At 67.9% G+C, this 16,449-nt stretch carries 18 protein-coding genes; 4 read left to right on the top strand and 14 right to left on the bottom strand.

Annotation, left to right across the window (positions count from 1 at the left end):
* Nucleotides 1–59: 59 nt before the first annotated feature.
* From ABZU76_RS14720 to ABZU76_RS14680, 9 genes are all read right to left on the bottom strand, one after another.
* Nucleotides 60–839, bottom strand: coding sequence for an SDR family NAD(P)-dependent oxidoreductase (locus ABZU76_RS14720; RefSeq protein ID WP_354869102.1), 780 nt, complete (start codon nucleotides 837–839; stop codon nucleotides 60–62).
* Complete coding sequence (gene hisD, locus ABZU76_RS14715; protein ID WP_354869099.1) at nucleotides 833–2,140, bottom strand: histidinol dehydrogenase; 1,308 nt, start codon at nucleotides 2,138–2,140, stop codon at nucleotides 833–835. Before hisD ends, ABZU76_RS14720 begins: the two co-directional genes overlap by 7 nt.
* Nucleotides 2,141–2,162: 22 nt before the next feature.
* A complete protein-coding gene (locus ABZU76_RS14710) occupies nucleotides 2,163–2,795 on the bottom strand; it encodes a TetR/AcrR family transcriptional regulator (RefSeq protein WP_354869096.1) in 633 nt (210 codons plus the stop codon).
* A gap of 143 nt (nucleotides 2,796–2,938) precedes the next feature.
* The gene (locus tag ABZU76_RS14705; RefSeq protein WP_354869094.1) at nucleotides 2,939–3,814 is read right to left on the bottom strand and encodes a fumarylacetoacetate hydrolase family protein; all 876 of its coding nucleotides are present in this window, start codon (nucleotides 3,812–3,814) and stop codon (nucleotides 2,939–2,941) included.
* Nucleotides 3,801–4,250 carry a nuclear transport factor 2 family protein gene (locus ABZU76_RS14700; protein ID WP_354869092.1) on the bottom strand — a complete coding sequence of 150 codons (450 nt, stop codon included), beginning with the start codon at nucleotides 4,248–4,250 and terminating at the stop codon, nucleotides 3,801–3,803. The genes ABZU76_RS14705 and ABZU76_RS14700 overlap by 14 nt, the downstream gene beginning before the upstream one ends.
* The gene (locus tag ABZU76_RS14695; protein ID WP_354869089.1) at nucleotides 4,247–4,846 is read right to left on the bottom strand and encodes a VOC family protein; all 600 of its coding nucleotides are present in this window, start codon (nucleotides 4,844–4,846) and stop codon (nucleotides 4,247–4,249) included. Before ABZU76_RS14695 ends, ABZU76_RS14700 begins: the two co-directional genes overlap by 4 nt.
* A gap of 52 nt (nucleotides 4,847–4,898) precedes the next feature.
* Entirely contained in the window at nucleotides 4,899–5,246 is a 348-nt protein-coding gene (locus ABZU76_RS14690; RefSeq protein WP_354869086.1) for a DoxX family protein, read from the bottom strand.
* 101 nt (nucleotides 5,247–5,347) lie between these two features.
* A complete protein-coding gene (locus ABZU76_RS14685) occupies nucleotides 5,348–6,112 on the bottom strand; it encodes an alpha/beta hydrolase (RefSeq protein ID WP_354869083.1) in 765 nt (254 codons plus the stop codon).
* A gap of 31 nt (nucleotides 6,113–6,143) precedes the next feature.
* The gene (locus ABZU76_RS14680) at nucleotides 6,144–7,802 is read right to left on the bottom strand and encodes a thiamine pyrophosphate-binding protein (RefSeq protein WP_354869080.1); all 1,659 of its coding nucleotides are present in this window, start codon (nucleotides 7,800–7,802) and stop codon (nucleotides 6,144–6,146) included.
* A 231-nt stretch (nucleotides 7,803–8,033) separates the two neighbouring features.
* On the opposite strand from ABZU76_RS14680, the gene ABZU76_RS14675 reads away from it, so the two are divergent.
* Together ABZU76_RS14675 and ABZU76_RS14670 are read left to right on the top strand one after the other, a co-directional pair.
* Nucleotides 8,034–8,321 carry a muconolactone Delta-isomerase family protein gene (locus tag ABZU76_RS14675; RefSeq protein ID WP_354869077.1) on the top strand — a complete coding sequence of 96 codons (288 nt, stop codon included), beginning with the start codon at nucleotides 8,034–8,036 and terminating at the stop codon, nucleotides 8,319–8,321.
* Nucleotides 8,322–8,430: 109 nt separating this feature from the next.
* Nucleotides 8,431–9,906, top strand: a complete 1,476-nt coding sequence (locus ABZU76_RS14670) for an aldehyde dehydrogenase family protein (protein WP_354869074.1) — start codon at nucleotides 8,431–8,433, stop codon at nucleotides 9,904–9,906.
* Nucleotides 9,907–9,913: 7 nt separating this feature from the next.
* On the opposite strand, the gene ABZU76_RS14665 is transcribed toward ABZU76_RS14670, so the two are convergent.
* Genes ABZU76_RS14665 through ABZU76_RS14645 form a run of 5 tightly spaced genes read right to left on the bottom strand, consistent with a single transcriptional unit; the run spans nucleotide 9,914 to nucleotide 14,781 of the window.
* Nucleotides 9,914–10,861, bottom strand: coding sequence for a helix-turn-helix transcriptional regulator (locus ABZU76_RS14665; RefSeq protein WP_354869071.1), 948 nt, complete (start codon nucleotides 10,859–10,861; stop codon nucleotides 9,914–9,916).
* 17 nt (nucleotides 10,862–10,878) lie between these two features.
* On the bottom strand, nucleotides 10,879–11,829 hold the full coding sequence (locus tag ABZU76_RS14660) for a PDR/VanB family oxidoreductase (RefSeq protein WP_354869069.1): 951 nt from the start codon (nucleotides 11,827–11,829) through the stop codon (nucleotides 10,879–10,881).
* Nucleotides 11,830–11,863: 34 nt separating this feature from the next.
* A complete protein-coding gene (locus ABZU76_RS14655) occupies nucleotides 11,864–12,994 on the bottom strand; it encodes a muconate cycloisomerase family protein (RefSeq protein WP_354869066.1) in 1,131 nt (376 codons plus the stop codon).
* A gap of 45 nt (nucleotides 12,995–13,039) precedes the next feature.
* The gene (locus ABZU76_RS14650) at nucleotides 13,040–13,531 is read right to left on the bottom strand and encodes a nuclear transport factor 2 family protein (RefSeq protein WP_354869063.1); all 492 of its coding nucleotides are present in this window, start codon (nucleotides 13,529–13,531) and stop codon (nucleotides 13,040–13,042) included.
* Nucleotides 13,528–14,781: a Rieske 2Fe-2S domain-containing protein gene (locus tag ABZU76_RS14645; RefSeq protein WP_354869060.1), complete on the bottom strand. Its 1,254-nt coding sequence runs from the start codon at nucleotides 14,779–14,781 to the stop codon at nucleotides 13,528–13,530. Before ABZU76_RS14645 ends, ABZU76_RS14650 begins: the two co-directional genes overlap by 4 nt.
* A 189-nt stretch (nucleotides 14,782–14,970) precedes the next feature.
* Between ABZU76_RS14645 and ABZU76_RS14640 the strand changes: the two genes are divergently transcribed.
* Nucleotides 14,971–15,375: a hypothetical protein gene (locus ABZU76_RS14640; RefSeq protein ID WP_354869058.1), complete on the top strand. Its 405-nt coding sequence runs from the start codon at nucleotides 14,971–14,973 to the stop codon at nucleotides 15,373–15,375.
* 68 nt (nucleotides 15,376–15,443) lie between these two features.
* A complete protein-coding gene (locus tag ABZU76_RS14635; protein ID WP_354869055.1) occupies nucleotides 15,444–16,334 on the top strand; it encodes a LysR family transcriptional regulator in 891 nt (296 codons plus the stop codon).
* Nucleotides 16,335–16,449 lie beyond the last annotated feature (115 nt).

Here is a 16,449-nt window from a genome sequence, read left to right as displayed (position 1 = left end):
CGGCCTTCCCGGCGCTGTGGTGGCCTGCGTGAACGCGGCCACCACAGCGCAGCCGGGCGTCAGCGCGCGACCATCCCCGCGGACAGGTCGATGTCGGCCGCGCTCAGTCCGGGCATGTGCAGCATGGCGACCACGGCGTCGGCCACCTCGTCCTCCTCGACCATCCGGTGCAGCGCAGCCCGCGATACGAACTCACGCTCCGCGTCCGCCTCGGACACGCCCAGCCGTTGCGCTTCCAGCCGGAAATTGCGCTCCATCCGCGGCCCGCGCACCGGCCCGGGCGACAGTGAGTTGACGGTTACGCCGGACGAACCGACCTCGTGCGCGAGGGTGACCGTCAGCCCGAGCACCGCCATTTTCGAGGCGGTGTAGGGCGTCCGGCCGGCGAGCGGCCGTTTGCCGGAGACCGAGGCGAGGTTGATCACGTCGCCGGAACGCCGGTGGACCATCGGAGGCAGGAACGCCCGGCACATCAGGTAGACGCCGCGCACGTTGACTGCGAAAACGTCGTCCCACGCCTCAGGCTCGACGTCCACCAGGGGCGCGACCGGGCCGGCGACGCCGGCGTTGTTGACCAGGATCGAGATCTCCTCGTCGGCGAGCGACTCCGCCACCGCGGCGACGGACTCCGGATCGCTCGTGTCGCACCGAACAGCGTGTGCGCTGCCACCATTGGCCGAGATCTCGCCGGCGACTGAGACGACCTTCGCCTCGTTCCGCCCGGCCAGCACGACCCTCGCACCGTGAGCGCTCAGCGAGGTGGCGATCGCCCGGCCGAGCCCGTTGCCCGCGCCGGTCACCAGCGCAGTGCGGCCGGCGATCCGGTCCTTCCTCACCACTTCCGCTCCGGTGCCCACGGCAGCTGCGCCCCGCGGTACTTCGCCACTCGTACGTCGCCGGAGCGAGCGTGGCCCTCGAAGGACTCGACCCGCGCTGCCCGGCCGAGCAGCTCGCCGAGCGCCGCGCTGGACGTCCGATCCGTCACTTCCTGGTACGTCACGGTCTTGAGGTACTTGCCGACCCACAGGCCGCCGGTGTAGTTCGCGGATCCCCGTGTCGGCAGTGTGTGGTTCGTCCCGATCACTTTGTCCCCATAGGACACCGCGGTGCCTTCGCCGAGGAAGAGCGCGCCGTAGTTGCGCATCACGGTGAGCGCCTGCCGAGGGTTCTCGGTGAGCACCTGGACGTGTTCGCTCGCGAACTCATCCGCTAGGCGGAACGCGGCCCGCAGGTCGTCGACGACGATCACCTGGCCGTGGTCCCGCCAGGCCGGTGCCGCGAAGTCCGCGGTAGGCATTCCCGGCAGCAGGGCCTCGACGTGTGCGAGGACCTCGCGCCCCACCCGCTCCGACGTGGTGATCAGCACCGCCGGCGAATCTGGGCCGTGCTCAGCCTGAGACAGCAAGTCGACCGCGACCACAAACGGATCGGCGTGGTCGTCGGCGATCACGAGGATCTCGGTCGGACCGGCGAACAGGTCGATGCCGACCTCGCCGAACAGCTGGCGCTTGGCTTCGGCGACATAGGCGTTGCCGGGACCGGCGAGCAGGTCGACCCTGCCGATCGTCTCGGTGCCCACCGCCATCGCGGTGACGGCTTGGACACCGCCCAGCAGCAGGATTTCGTCGGCTCCGGCGAGGTGCATGGCCGCGACGGTCGCGGCGGGCACCTGACCGCGGATCGGCGGCGTGGCCGCGGTCACACGCTCAACTCCGGCGACCTTCGCCGTCACCACGGTCATGTGCGCAGAAGCGACGAGCGGGTAGCGCCCGCCCGGCACATACGCGCCGGCCGCCGACACCGGAATGTTCTTCTGACCGAGGAAAACCCCGGGCTGCGGCTCGACTTCGAAATCCCGCAGGGATTCGAGTTGGCGCTGCGCGAAATCCCGGACGTTGGCCTGCACCGTGCGGATGTCGGCCAGCGTCTGCTCGGGCACGGTAGCCACAACGCGGTCGATGTCCTCCGCCGACAGCCGGAACCGCTCCGGCGACCAGTTGTCGAACTTCTCCGAGTATGCGCGCACCGCCGCGTCACCATCACGCCGGACGTCTTCGATCACCGTCGCCACGGTGTCGCGGACGGCCGCCCGTTTCGCCGGGTCATCCACCGCCTCGACCGCGCTCTTCAGCCGCTCCATTGCTTCTCCTTCATCGCATGAGTCAAGTGCGCCGGGCCGGCGGGCCGCCGACCACGGTCTTCAGGTCCAGTTCGTGCTCGCAGACAGTGCCCAGTGCGGCAACCACAACGACGTAAACCGCCTCGATCAGCTCGGTGACTTCCAGGTCGCAGCCGTGAGTCAGCCAGTCCGTGATCATCCCGTCGGCCGCGCCCATCGCGGCTCGCATCGTGATCCGGACTCGCGGCGGCAGCTCCCCGGTTAGCCCAACGAGATCCGCGAGGAACCGGACCCCCGCCCGGCGGCTCTGCTCGACCACCGCGTCGACATCCTCGTCGTGCCCGCCGGGGCGCATCATCACGAGCATCGTCTGGGCGTGCTCGCGCCGGTACTCGACCTGGCGGAGCGTCACCCCGCGCAACCACTGCTGCCCGGTCAGCTCGTCTTCGCGGCGCCGCTGCAGGTCGACGAGCTCGTCGAGCATGCGCCGCAGTACTTCCAGGTACAGGCCGCGTTTGTCCTTGAAGTGGTAGAACAGCAGGCCGTGCGCCACGCCCGCCGTTTCGGCGATCTCACTGATGTAGACATCGTCGTACCGCTTGCGGGAGAACAGGTCCATCGCAGCGGTGACCACCGCCTCCCGGCGACCACTTCGCCCCTGCCGCTTCGTGTTCATCGTGTCCTCCACTCGAACCGTTGCCGGCCGGATCGACCGGCCGCCGCGCCGACCGCGGGCTCGACCGTGAACGTACGCCCCTGGTCACCGGACCAGGCGATCACCGGATCGGCCCGCGGGTCGGCACGGCGCGCGGTCTCAAGTCACCCCCGCACGACCTCACTTCGGATCCGGCCCAGTCCTTCGATCTCGATCTCGACCAGCTCACCCGCCCTGAGGTAGCGACCAGAACCGACGGCCGCGCCCGCGGGCGTGCCGGTGAGCACGATGTCGCCGGGTTCGAGCCGCACCTCGGCCGATACCGTCGCGAGGACCTCGGGTATCGGGAACAGCATCTCACTGGTCCGGCTGTTCTGCCGCAGCTCGCCGTTGACCCGCGTGGTCACCGCCAGGTCGAGAGGGAGCTCCAGCTCGTCGACGGTCACGAGCGCGGGGCCGAGCGTCTTGAACGAGGGGAAGATCTTCCCCTTCCGGACCTGGTCGTTGTCGGTGATGATGCCGTTGGTGAAGCCCTTGAGCTGCACGTCCCGGGCCGACACGTCGTTGGCGACCGTCAGGCCGCCCACGTGATCCCAGCCGTCGGCGACGGCGATGTTCCGGCCGCCTTTGCCTACGATCACCGCCACCTCGGCCTCGTAGTCGACCTGGTCGGGTGCCTCCGCCGGCAACACCAGCGGCGCCGACGGGCCGACCACGAGCCCGTCGGTGACCAGCTCACCCGGGACCAAGGTGAACAGCGCCGCCTCGGGGATCGGCATCCCGGCCTCGATCACGTGGTCGCGGTAGTTGGCTCCCGCGATCACGATCTGACCCGGTTTCGCCACCGGGCTGAGGACCTCGGTTCCCGCGAGCGGGAGCCGCTCGGTGACCCGCGCGGACGAGGCCAGCGACACGTCGTCTTCCAGCAAGGCCTTCACGTCGGAGTGAGGGAGGTCGAGCAGGAGCAGCTCGCCCCCCTCTTGCCGTGCGAGCCCCTTGTGCGTGCGATATATGCGCATGACCCGCTCACGCTCCAGCAAGCGGCCGGACCACCCGGCGGGCGATCCGCCAGATGCCGTCCGCGGATCGGACCAGTTCGTCTTCGAGCCGCGTGATCGCCTGCAGCGGCGGTACCACGGAACCGTCCGGGCCGAGGTTGAACAGCTGCAGCAGAGTCACGGCGCGGGCCTTTCCTGGCCCTTCGAGCCAGAAATCCGTCTGACCCGGCACATGCACGCGCCGGACGTCATCGGTCTCGCGGATCCGCATGGACTCGGCCAGCGCCTCGCGGTCCAGCTCCTTGTCTCCGAACTGCATGACGGCGTCGTCCGTGTAGAGCGCGAGCGTGTCCGTGGCCCTCTTCTCGTCCACGAACCGCATCGTCGCGTTGATCACGTCGACACACGCGATCCGGGCCAGCGCCGCGCCGAGCTCCGGTTCCCGGCCGACCACCCGGGTGCCCGCTGCCGCGCTCACCACGTCGGCTTCTTCAGCTCGGCCTCGGACTCACCCGCGCGCAGCCGCTTGAGCAGGTCGTCGGCGTCGAACAAAACCCCGACCGGGTTGCGAGCGAAGGTCTCGGACTCCATGAAGGCCGTTCCTTCCTCGATGGTGTCGAAGTTGTCGACCTGCAGCTCGACCGAGTTGCCATCGGGGTCGGAGTAGTACATCGAGGTGGTCGTGCCGTGGTTGATCGTCACGGACGGCACCACCGAATCCTTCTTGAGCTCCTCGTAGTTCTCGAGCAGCTCCTTCAGCGTGGTGAACGTGAACGCGACATGGGACAGGCCGTGGGAGGGCAGTTCCTTGACCTGCGTGGCCGTGAGGCCACCGGCCGGCCGGTCGTGGCCCGGGAGCCCGGCGGGCAGCTCGCCCATCTGGGCCTGCGCCGCGACGATGCTCTCCGGATCGACGAGCGCGACCCGGTGGTGCTCCTCGTCGTAGGTCATGAATGCCGCGAACGGGTTCTCGTGCACGACGTGGGCACCAAGAACCTTCCCGTACCACTGCTTCATCTCGGGCAGCTGCTTGGTCCACAACACGACGTGCGCCAGTTTGGCGGGAGACGCCATTTTTCTCACCTTTCCTGAATTGTGTATCTCGGTAGTGCCGTCTTGGAAGGAGTCAGACGGACAGGATGCGCAGCACGAGTGCCGCGACGGAAAGCAGAAGAAGTGCGAGGGGTGCGGTGATGTTCCAGTCCCGCTTGAGCAGGTGCGCACCCGCGGCACTGACGAAGTAGAGCACGACGCCGATCGCGGCAGCGACACCGATCGGCCACCAGAACAGGCCGGCGATCAGCCCAGCGGCACCGGCGAACTCGGCGGCGGCGAGCAGCCACAGCTTGTCAGCGGGAAATCCCACCTTGCTCATCGTGGCCATCTGCATTTCGTCCTTGACCAGCTTCCCTCTCCCCGAAAGCACCAGCAGGAGGGCGAGCACGGCCGAAACGATGATTGTGGCGATGTACATGACAGTTCCTCGGATCAAGCGCAAGAAAACTGCGCTGGGTGGCGGTGAACGAATTTCGCGGCCTCGGACGAGGCCTGATCAACCGGGCCCCCGGCGCGCCCTCAGGCCAGGGCCCGGTGGATCTCCTCCACGATCGCGGCGCCATCGGGTTCGGACAGGAGCATCCACATGTGGGTCTTGCCCGGGTACTCCCTGAGATCGACGGTCGTGCCCGGCCCGGCTTGATCACGCAGCACTCGCGCGTCCGGGGTGAGGATGTCCACTGAGCCGGCGAACACCGTGATCCGGCCGAGGTCCTCGAGTGGACCGCGAACGGGGCTCAGCGACGGCGACGACAGCGGATCCGCGCCTGCGAACTGCCGGGCGAACCGCACCATGCCCGCCTTGGTGGAGAACGGGTCCACCGGCTCGAGCACGGCGATTTCCGGGTTCTCCATTGTCGCGTCGAGCCACGGTGACAACAGGATCAGCTGCTCGGGCCGCCGGTCTTTCGCGAGAGCCTGCGCGAGCGCGAGCGCGAGACCCCCGCCCGACGAATCACCGACGATCGCGACGCGGCCTTCCGGCTGCTTCTCATACAGCCGCTTGAGCACCGGCTGAACGTCGCGGTGGGTCGCGGTCGGCGCGAGCGGGAACACCGGCACCACCGCCGACCATCCCGTCGCCGTCACGAGCTTCACCAGGAAGCTCCAGTGCAGGGGCGAGAGCTCGGTTGCGTGCCCGCCGCCGTGGAGATAGAAGATCGTGCCGCGCGAGCCGCCTCCCGGAGGCGACAGCGTGAACACCGGCCAGGACTCGAAAGTCGTGCGGTCGACGGGAAAGCCCGCCAAAACCGCGGCCGGGGGCGCGAAGGGTTCGGTAACCATTGGCCCTTCCTCTCAGTACCGGAGACGATGATCAGTCGTTGCGATGGACGAGGGTTTTGCCGATCTCGGCGAGCAGTTCCGGCAGGTCGTGCCGGCCGAGGCGCACCTCGACGAAGGTGAGCCGTCCGGGCGACGATTCGGCTTCCCGTAGGACGTCCAGCAATTCCCCGACCGCGCCGGCGCTGCGGACCAGCGGGTCGTGTGCACCGAACGCGGCCGGGAGCGCCGTCCAGTTCCACTTCGCGACGTCGTTGTACCCGGCGGACCAGCCGCCGATCGGGCGCTCACAGGTGTAGCCGTCGTTGTCGAGCAGGAAGACGATCGGTGCCAGCCCCTGACGGACGATCGTGCCGAGCTCCTGCACCGTGAGCCCGGCCGCGCCGTCGCCGATGAACAGCAGCGCACGCCGGTGCCGCTCGGCCGCGAGCTGCGCGCCGAGCATCGCAGGCAGCGTGTAGCCGATCGACGCCCAGATCGGCTGACCGATCAGGGTCACGCCGGGCGGCAGACGGGTGCCGAGCATTCCGTAGTACGAGGTGCCCTGGTCCGCGGCGACGAGGTCCCCGGCTTTGAGGAAGCGTTCCACCAGCACCCAGAACACGTCCTGGGTCAGCTCGGCGCCGGGCGTGAACTCGCCGGCAGCGGGCGGCTTCCGGACCGGCGGTGGACTCGCCGGCCCTCGCTCGGCCGCCGCCGACCGCACTACGTCCAGAACGGCCGCCATCGGCGCGGTGTCGAAGCGCCGCCCTCCCGCCACGACATGGCCGGGCTGCACGTCGATCAGGCGCCGCGGGTCGAGCCGGGCAGTGAAGCCGCCACTGCTGAGGTCCACGAGTTTCAGCCCGACACCGACGACCACATCGGCGGTCTCGACCGCGTCGCGGACGTCCGGGTCACTGAGGGCACCGATGTAGAGCCCCAGGAATCCGGGCGTGTCCTCGTCGATCAGTCCTTTGCCACCCGCCACGACGGCCGACGAGAGCTTCCCCTCGCCGATGAGCGCCCGCACTCGGTCGAGCGCCCCGAACCGGTCCGCGAGGTGGTCGACGAGCACGACGACATCGGTGGCGTCGCTCAGCATCTCCTTCGCCCGCACCGCGAACGACGAAAGCTCCGGTTCCGTCGCCGGTGCCACAGTCGTCGTGCCCGGCCGAGCGGGCGCCGAGACCAGATCGGCGGGCAGCCCCAGGTAGCCAGGACGCTTCTGCTCGACGACGGCAGTGATGACGCGGTCGATTTCGTCGGCTGCGTGGTCCGCGGTCAGCGTCGCCGACGCGCCGGTCACCTCGTCGTAGATGCGGCGGAAGTGACCGGCGTCGCCGTCGACCAGGCCGTGGTGCACCGGCAATCCGTCCGCCTGCGCCTGGGTGGCCGGCATGCCCGTGATCTGGAGGACCGGGACCGATTCGGCGAAACTGCCGGCGACCCCGTTGAGAGCCGAGAGCTCCCCGACCCCGTATGTCGTCACGAGCGCCGCGTAGCCGCGGATCCGGGCGTACCCGTCGGCCGCGTAGGCGGCGTTCAGCTCATTGACGTTGCCGACCCATTCGAGGTCCTCCCGCGCCTCGATCAGGTCCAGAAACCCCAGGTTGTAGTCACCCGGGACACCGAAGACGTGCGTGATGCCCATCCCGGCCAGCCGGTCGAGCAGCAGGTCACCGATGCTCCGTGACCCCGCGTCTTGCTTCATGCGGATCCCCTTTCTCGTGCCGCGCCCGGGCTCCACCGCTTGACCCGCTCCGCGCCTCCCTGATTTCAAACATCCTCCTGACTTGACTTCATGTCAAGTTCGAAGGTGTGGCCTGTCACAGCCCTCAGCCGTCCCGATACCGAGCCGGCCCGTCGCCCGGTCGGGATCGGTATTGGCCCGGTCCGGGGCGCCGCGGCTACCGTCCGCTCATCCCTATCGAGGAGGTTCTCCGTGCTTTTCTGCGCCCACATGACTGTGTCGCTGCCCCACGATCTCGACGAGCACCATCGCGAAGAATTGCTCGCCGAGGAACTGAACTACTTCACCGCCCTGCACCGATCCGGAAAGTGGGTTCACTTGTGGCGGATCGCCGGGCGGCGCGGGAACATCAGCGTCTTCGACGTCGAATCGACCGAGGAACTCCACGAGCTCCTATGGCACCTGCCGCTTTTCCCGTTCCTCATCATCGAGGTCACGCCGTTGGTCGAGCACCCGTCGCTGGCGGCGGTGAGCCCGTAGCGCCGGGTCGTGCGTTCCGTGTCCCGAGCCGTGCGTTCGACGGCTCGGAACGGGGTGATCTTGCTCCTAATGTCGGCAGCCAGACCATCCCGGCCCAAAGGAGTGTGTGATGACCCGAACGCTGACCCAGAACGAGGTTCTGGGGAATCGGCTTCCGTTGATCGGCGGTGAATTCGTCGAGCCCGCCGTCGACACGTTCGACGCGATCAATCCCACGACCGGCGAACTGCTCGCCACGATTCCGCGCTGCGGTGCCGCCGAAATCGACCGGGCCGTCGCGGCCGCACGCGCCGCGTTTCCGGGGTGGAGCGGGCGGCCCGCGGGCGAGCGGGCCGCGATGTTGTTCAAGCTTGCGGACTGGATCGACGCGAACGTCGCGCAGCTGATCCACCTCGACGCGATCGACATCGGCCGCACCGTCCACGAGCTGCCCTACGACTACTACCTGGCGGGCGGTCAGTACCGCTTCTTCGCTTCGGCGATCGCCGCGCACGACGGCTGGAACTCGTCGTCGGCGGCCGGGTGGATGGTGGCGAAGCGGGAGCCGCTCGGCGTGGTCGGCCAAATCATCCCGTGGAACGTACCGGCCATCATGGTGGCGTTCAAGATCGCCCCGGCGCTGGCCGCGGGCAACACAGTCGTGCTGAAGCCCGACGAGAATGCCTCACTGTCCACTCTGCACCTGTGCACGGCGCTGGCCGAGATCTTCCCGCCCGGCGTGGTCAACGTGGTGCCCGGCATGGGCGAGGAGGCCGGTGCCGCGCTGACCGCGCACCCCGGGGTCGCCAAGCTGGCGTTCACCGGGTCGGCGGAGGTCGGCCGGCTCATCGCTGCCGCGGGCGCCGAGCGGCTGATCCCGGTGTCGCTCGAGCTGGGCGGCAAGAGCCCCAACATCGTGTTCCCCGACGTCGACGATCTGGACCTCGTGATCGCCAATGCCACGTTCGGCGCCATCTTCTGCAACGGCCAGTCCTGTCTGGCCGGCACGCGGCTGTTCGTGCACGACGCCGTCTACGACGAAGCCATCCCCTTGCTCAAGAACGCCTTCGACGGCGTCCGCCTCGGTTCACCGCTCGATCCGGCCACCCGGCTGGGTCCCCTGGTCTCGGCCAAACAGGGTGAGCAGGTGCTGGACTACATCAGCTCGGGCAAGGAAACCGCCAACCTGATCACCGGCGGCGAGCGCGCGGAGGTGGCCGGTGGCGAAAACGGGGTGTTCATCCAGCCCACGCTGTTCGAGACGACCAATGACACCCGCATCGCCCGTGAGGAGATCTTCGGGCCGGTCCTGTCGGTCATCCGGTGGCGCGACTGGGATGACATGATCGCGCAGGCGAACGACACGGCATACGGGCTGGCCGCCGGTCTGTACACGTCGAACCTCGCGAACGCGATGAGGACCGCGGACGCGCTCGAAGCCGGCTCTGTGTGGGTCAACGCCTACGTGAACCTGAACCCGGGCGCACCCTTCGGCGGCTACAAGGAGAGCGGCCTCGGCCGGGAAAACTGCAAAGAGACACTGGATATGTACTCCACGCTTAAGACGATCATGCTCAGCACGCAGGTGCCGCCGCCCATGATGTGAGCCGGATTCAACTCCGGAGCACGTCCTTCGGTTCGCTGCCGAACTCCCGCCGGTGTTCGGCAGCGAACCGCCCGGGGTTGGCGAAACCCCAGCGGGTGGCAATGCGGCTCACCGTCGTCGCCGCAGGCGAGGACGCGAGCAGTTCCCGATGAGCGTGGTCGAGTCGGACCCGCCGTAGGTACGCGAGCGGCGTCGTGTCGAGGTGGCGGCGGAAAGCCTGCTGCAGGCCACGGGCGCTCAGCCCCGCGGCCTCGGCGATCCGCGTGAGCCCGACGTCTTCGGCGGCCGAGTTCTCGATGAAGGCCACTGCTCGCCGGACCGCGGCCTGGGATCCGGTGGCGTGCAGGCGTCCGTCGTCGAGAGTGAAGGTCGTGGCGAAGTTTTCCAGGATGCTCGCGACCGCGAGCCGCACCAGCTGGCCGTGTACAAGCGGAGGCGGCGGTTCCACCCGCCCGAGCTCACGCCACAGCAACGCTTCCACCGCCGTCCACCGCTCCGCCGCGATGTCCGACGCCGGCTCGGCGATGTCGATGCGAACCGACCGCACGTCCGGCGTTCCGTGCAGGTCTGCGACGGCTCGCTCGAAGTGCGGGAGGTCGATCACGACATTGCCTACCTGGCACCGTTCGTGCCAGCGCAACCGATACCGTGAGCGGCCGTCGAAAGCGAGCGCGTGGCGGCGGGTCTGTACTGGGACGTCGCCTTGGCGGCTTGCGGAGAGGCGGCCGGCCAGCGGGCGCATCACGAGGACGAAATCGTCGAACGGAACGGGCTCCACGCCCACGTCCTCGTCGCCGTAGGTCAGTTTCATCATCCGGATTCCGCGGACCAGCCTTTCCTCCTGGCGCATGTGGAAGCCCGGAGCGCCCGCACCGAGGAGCATACGGTGCGGGCAGTACACGCCGGTGAGCAGATCGACGGCTTCGTCAGGTTCGCTGGTTTCGAGCACCGGCATGGCAACCACCCGCCCCTTCAGAACAGATCGAGCTCGATCTCCGGCGTACGCGACCGCGATACGCACGGCATGATCAGCTCACCATCAGCGCGTTCCTCCTCGCCTAGCACGGTGTCGCGGTGATCGGGCACACCTCGCACCACGGCCGTCTCACAGGTGCCGCAGATTCCTTCCCGGCATGAGGACGGCACGTCAAAGCCGGCTCGGGCAAGTGCGTCCAGGATGGACTCGCCGACGTGGACGCGAACCCGTTGATCCGCGCCGGAAACCACGACATCGAACTCCTCGTCCTCCGAGGTATCGGCTGCCACGCCGCGGAACCGCTCGACCTGCACGGGCGAGCCGGCGGGCGCCTTCTTCTCGACAGCCGCGATCAGCGGTTCGGGCCCGCAGCAGTACACGGTCGCGCCCGCGTGTTCGTCCAGGAACGCGCTGAGGTCCGGCGGGCCACCCCGTTCGTCGTCCGCGTGGAGCACCACACCCGGCTCGCCCCAGGCCGCGATTTCATCGCGATAGGCCATAAGCGATCGCGACCGTCCACAGTAGAGCATGGTCACCGTCGCACCCCTCGCCCGGATCGCGCGGGCCATGGTGAGGATCGGCGTGATCCCGATGCCTCCGGCGACCAGCACCTGGCGCTCATCAGCCGCCAAGGGGAAATTGTTGGCAGGGCCGGAAACCGTCACATTGGTGCCGACGGTCAGGTGGTCGTGGACGAACCGGCTGCCACCTCGCGAGTCTGGAGCGCGGTGCACGGCGATCGTCCACGTGCCGTCCGAGGTATCCGGACCGCACAGGGAATACTCCCGCAGCAGGCCTTCCGGCAGGGACAGCGTGACGTGCGCACCGGGTTCCCACGCGGGCAGCGCGAGACCGTCGGCACTCGCCAGGACGAGTTCGACTACGTCGTCGGCTACGGGGTTCCTGGCGGAGACAACGAGCTCACGGTTGAGGTCGGCACCGGGCATCGTGATCACACTCCTTTCACGAGAAGACGGCGGCTCACCCTCGGTCCCGCCTGCGGTAGCGGCCCACCTTGTCCTGGTCCAGGCGCACGCCCACACCTGGGCCGGTGGGGACGATGAGCTCACCGTCGGCATACGAGAGCGGCTCGGCCGTCACTGTGTCGGAGAGCAGGAGCGGCCCGACGAGTTCGCAACCGTGCGCGAGCCGTGGGAAGGTGGCGAACAGCTGAGCCGAAGCCGCGGTGCCGATCGGCCCCTCGATCGCTGTGCCGCCGTAGGTGCCGATTCCAGCTGTGTCGAGCACGTCCGTGACGAGCCGGGCCGCCCGCAGCCCACCCGCCTTCCCTGGTTTGACCGCGACGGAATCGCACGCCCGCCGCCCGACGGCGTCCAGGGCGTCGGCCGGCACGCACACCGACTCGTCCGCCATGATGTCGATCCGGTTGGCTGCCTCTCGCAGCTCACCGAGGCCTCGAAGATCACGTCGCGGGACGGGCTGTTCCACCGCGCTGAAGCCGATCGCCTCGAGCTCACGAATCGCCCACGACGCGGTGCGCAGATCCCAGGTCCCGTTGGGGTCACCGAGGTAGTCGACGTCGGAACCGACCTTCTCGGCCAGTTCTGCGACGCGACGGAGATCGTCCGCCGGAGCGAGCGCGCCCATCTTGAACTTGATTGACTTGTGTCCCAAGGCCACCCGGTCCACGGCTTCTTCGAGAGCCTGAGCGGTACCGGCCCCGCTCAGCGGCCACCGGACCGGTAGCGTTGCCCGAGTCGCACCGCCCAGCAGGGTCGCGAGCGAGACGCCGTAGACCTGCCCGACGGCGTCGAGCAGCGCCGTTTCCAAAGCGGCCTTGGCAAACAGGTTCCCGAACGCGATCTTGTCCCACTGCCGGCGCAACCCGGTGAGGTCCTCCGCGTCGCCGCCGACGAGGGCGGGTGCGAGGTAGCGGTCGATGATGTCCTTCTGGCCTTCGATGCTTTCGCCGCTCCACCAAGGTCCCCCCGGCGAAACGCCTTCACCGACCCCAGTGATGCCCGCGTCGGTGACGACTTCGACGAGCAGGTAGCTCTGCGTGTCGATGCTGTGGTGAGCGAACCGGTGCGGACGGACAATCGGCAAGTCGACGATCGTCGTCCGGACTCCGCTCACCGTGAGGTTCGGCATTGAGTTGTCCCACTCTCGTTTTTCGTGTTCGGCGACTGACGGCGGTCAGATCGGCGTGACCAGGAGGGTTTGCACACGCAGCGTGTCGTAGACGATCCTGCGCCCGGAGAACAGGAGCTTGCCGTCCTGCTCCACGACGGTGTCGGTCGCACACCCGGTCTGATAGATGTGGCTCTCCCCGTCCTGGAGCGTACGGATCACCACGTAGTTGGAGACCGTTTGGATCCGCGATCCGTCGAGGTCTACCACCAGTCCACTGTGGAAGTGACGGTAGACGTGCGGAGCGAAGATGTTCGCCTCGCGATGGGCGAGCACCCGGTCACGCAGCATTCCGGTGCCTCGGCACAACATCAGCGGCATCGGCAGGCCGGCCTCGTCGTTTTCCCTGGGCCAGATCCCGTATTCGCAGTCGTCGGTGAAGAAGTCCGGCCAGCTCTCGAGATCGTCGTCGTCGATCGCCCGCTCATAGCGGCACAGCAGGTCTTCGACGCGAAGCCGCACCAGGGCGAGGTCGGTCGCGGTCGTCGGGGCGCTCATGACTTCAGTCCCATCAGGTCGCGGTAGCCCGCCCAGAAAGAGCGCAGCACGTGTTCGCTGATGTTGGAACGCTCGTCCGGCACCGGATCGTCAAGTCCTAGCAGCATGGTCGAGCCCCTGTCCTGAGCCGCCTGCGCGGCGCGCTGGATCAGCTCGGTCGCTTCGGTGTCCTCCATCGAGATATAGCCGGCGGGCCCGACCAGATTGGCCTGGAGCACCCGCATCGCACGAAGTTCCTCGTCGTCGTCGGAGTAACCGAAGTAGTGGAAGACGAGTTCGAACTCCCCAGGCCCTTTCGGGAGGAGCTGGCGGAGGGCCATGGTGTTGTGGATCTGCTGCACCACCAGGCTGGGGAAGATCGTCTGGATGTGGTTGGTGATCGGCTCGTCGAACTCGTCACGCGAGCGCAGCACCTCCATGTCGTGCAGCCGGATGTCCTCGTTGAAGGACCGCAGCCCGTCCTTGCGGTACTCGTCCGCACCCGCGTCGTCGTCCTGCCTGGTCGTGGTGATGACCGAGTGCAGTCCGTCGCGCGCATCGGGGATCGTCCGCGATTCCATGCTCACCCGCATGATGTTGAACGTGGTGTGGAACAAGTGCAGAAGACTGGCGTGGTAAAGATCTTTGACGTTCTCGTAGTAGAGTTTCCAGTTCGATTTCGAGTACTGGCGCGTGCATCCGAGGTAGACCAGCTCACGACCGGCGACCAACCGGTCCAGCCACGGCCGCATCTGAGGCCCGATGTAGTCCGGGAGCGACTGCATCGAGTGGTCGAAAGTGGCGAAGACCAGACCGTGGTAGACCTCGACCCGCAGCCGCTGCAAGCTGTGCTGCTTCGGGTCGAACCCCTCTGGCATCCCGGTATGTTCCTGATAGCCGCGCCGGAACGGCACACCCCGCAGCTGCCCGGCTGCGTCGTAGGACCACTGGTGGTAGATGCACGTGTGCTTGGTCGCGTTGCCGCGGCTGAACCGGCACACTGTCGCACCTCGGTGCGCGCACCGGTTGACCCACGCGACGACCTCGCCGGACTTCGTCCGCGTCATCACCACCGGGGTGTCACCCACGAACGTGGACTTGTAGTCGCCGGTGTTCGGGATCTCCACGGCCATGCCGAGAAAGCTCCACGTCGCACCGCGGAAAATCCGTTCCTGCTCGCGGGCGTAGATGTCCGGGTCGGTGAACCATCGGTACGGCGTGCTGGTGTGGATCCGGGAATCCTGGACCACCCCGTTGTCGGTCTCGGTCATCGTGCTGCTCTCCAGTCGGCGACGAAGGGGAAGCCGGTCGGCGGACCGGTTACGGTCGGCCACGGCCACACATCGACGGTAGATCCCCGCCGGATCACGAAGCCAATACCAAGAAGGACCGGGGTTCGAGCGCTCTCGGTATCGTCGAAATCCTCGTCACGCCGATATCGGCGTGTTTCACTTCGAGGTATGACTTTCCGCGACGGTGGCTCCGACCCCCTCGCCGGCCGTGCGCTGCCCGGCCGGTTTTCCTACCCCGTCTACCACCGCGGGGAGCACGGCACACTGGCCGAGCTGATCGGCGATGACCACGCCCTGATCAGCATCGGCGTCGACACGGAAACGGCGTTCGACGCCACCGACCGGGCGTTCCTCGACCAGCTGCCGTGCCGGTTCGTGCGAATTCTGCCGCCCGACGAATCCGGTATCGGTGGCTACTGCGATCTCGACTTCGCCTTCACCGCCGTTCTCGCCGCCAACCGTCGGCAGGCCGCCGTGGTTCACCCGAACGGTCGGATCGCCGGTTCGGTAGAAGCGATCGAAGATCTGCCCTCCTTGCTGCGCCGCGTGCGCGGCGAGCTGCTGCGCAACTGATCGGGCCGTGGCCGGAACCGGAGCCGGTTCCGGCCACGAATGCGCCGAATGTGCTTACTATCCACCGCATGGTCCCTGTCGACGTACGCCAGCTCGAATGCTTCATAGCGGTCGCGGAGGAACGGCATGTGGGCCGGGCCGCCGCCCGGCTGCACATGACCCAGCCGCCGCTGACCCGCCGGATCTCGCGCCTCGAGCGGGAGATCGGCGCGCAGCTGTTCCTCCGCACCGTCACCGGCGTCGAGCTCACCGCGGCAGGTCTCGTGCTGCTCGAACAGGGCTACCGAATCGTCGCGCTGGCCGAGAACGCGGTCGAACGGACCCGGCTGGCCCACGCCGGTGAGGCCGGCGCGCTCTCGGTGGGCTATTTCGGCTCGATGATCTTCGGCCTCGTACCCCAAGTGCTCCGCGCGTTCCTCAGGACCCGGCCTGAGGTCCGCGTGGTGATCGAACGCGTGACGAAGGACGTCCAGGCCGAAGCCATCCGGGACGGGCGCATGCACCTCGGTTTCAGCCGCCAGTACCCTCCCGAGCCAGACCTGGCCGTGCGCAACCTCGTCGCCGAGCCTCTCTACGTCGCGATGCCCGACGACCACCCGCTCCTGAGCAAACCCGAGGTCCGGCTGGCCGACATCCAGGCCGAGCGCCTCGTCCTGTTCCCGTCCTCGCCTCGCCCGGGATTCGCCGACGAGATCGTGCAGCTGCTGATGCGAACCGGCGGACCGTCGCGGGTCGACGCCGAAGCCAGCGACATCGTCACCGCGCTCGCCTACGTGGCGACCGCCCAGATGTGCGCTGTAGTCCCGCGCTCGGCAACCAACGTCGCCATGCCGGGCGTGGTCTACGTGCCGCTGTCCGACGCGCCGGCCGAGTCCCTCAGCTGCATCTACCGTGCCACCGAGACGCCGACGCTGGTCCGGGCGTTCCTCGACCACCTGGACACCGCCGGCGAGCTCTGATGTCACACCGACGATACCCGTCCAGGAAGACCCACGGTGCCGTCTCGGTATTGGCTCCGATGCGCCGGGTCTGGTTACGCTCGGTTCACCGGACCGGGCGCGGCACCGCCGTCCT

This window comes from Amycolatopsis sp. NPDC005232 (assembly GCF_040607795.1).
Classification (GTDB): domain Bacteria; phylum Actinomycetota; class Actinomycetes; order Mycobacteriales; family Pseudonocardiaceae; genus Amycolatopsis.
The sequence above is the reverse complement of the archived record's forward strand: the minus strand, read 5'-3'. Positions and strand labels throughout refer to the sequence as shown.